Origin of the sequence: Streptomyces millisiae (genome assembly GCF_031845425.1) — a bacterium.
GTDB classification, from domain to species: Bacteria; Actinomycetota; Actinomycetes; order Streptomycetales; family Streptomycetaceae; genus Streptomyces; species Streptomyces millisiae.
Map to the genome: position 1 here is coordinate 1 of NZ_JAVREM010000166.1, position 771 is coordinate 771.

Here is a 771-nt window from a genome sequence, read left to right on the forward strand (position 1 = left end):
GTTCCCGTGCGCTGGGGTTTGCCTTCGAGGTCCATGTAGTTGATGACGGCTGTGCCGCCGTTACCGAAGATCTCGTACTTCACGAACTTGGGATTGAAGTCCTCGGCGTTGTCCGACGTGGTGTCGGTGATGATGACCGGATGTGCGCCGAAGACCTTGCGGACGTTCATCACGATCAGCACGCCGGCCCCCATGGCGATGACGATCAGTACCGGGAGCCAGATTCGGCGGATGGCCCTCAGCATTTCGGTTGCCCCGAGGGGAGGCCCGCAGCGGGCATATCGATGACAGGTGTCACTGGTGGGCCTCCCGACATTTCGATGCGATCGCGACAACCCTGCTATTAGGTGGCCTACGCACTTCGAGGGGTAAAGTTAGCCGAATAAGTGGATAGGATCAATCCACTTATGACGCCGATCACTTGGACTGAGAGTTATGACCGAGGAAACAAGACCCGCGCTGCGCAAGGACGCAGAGCGCAACCGGCAGCGGGTGCTCGACGCTGCGAGGGAGCTGTTTGCCGAGAAAGGTCTTGAGGCGACGCTGAACGACGTGGCGCGCTACGCCAATGTCGGGGTGGGCACGGTGTACCGGCGGTTCGCCACGAAGGAAGAGCTGATCGGGGCCATCTTCGTGGACGGTATGGAACAGCTCACCGCGCTGGCTGAATCCGCGCTGCAGCACGAAGATTCATGGCAGGGGTTCGCGTGGTACGTCGAGAGCATGTGCGAGATCACGGCCACCGACCGCGGCCTTCGGGAAATCGCGTTC

General features: G+C 60.8%; 2 protein-coding genes. One reads left to right on the forward strand and one right to left on the reverse strand.

The window, feature by feature from the left end:
• On the reverse strand, positions 1-245 hold a 245-nt coding region (locus RNC47_RS36010; RefSeq protein ID WP_311605055.1), incomplete at its 3' end, for an MmpS family transport accessory protein.
• A 190-nt stretch (positions 246-435) separates the two neighbouring features.
• On the opposite strand from RNC47_RS36010, the gene RNC47_RS36015 reads away from it, so the two are divergent.
• Positions 436-771, forward strand: a 336-nt coding sequence (locus RNC47_RS36015; RefSeq protein ID WP_311605057.1) for a TetR/AcrR family transcriptional regulator, incomplete at its 3' end; no start/stop codon positions are given.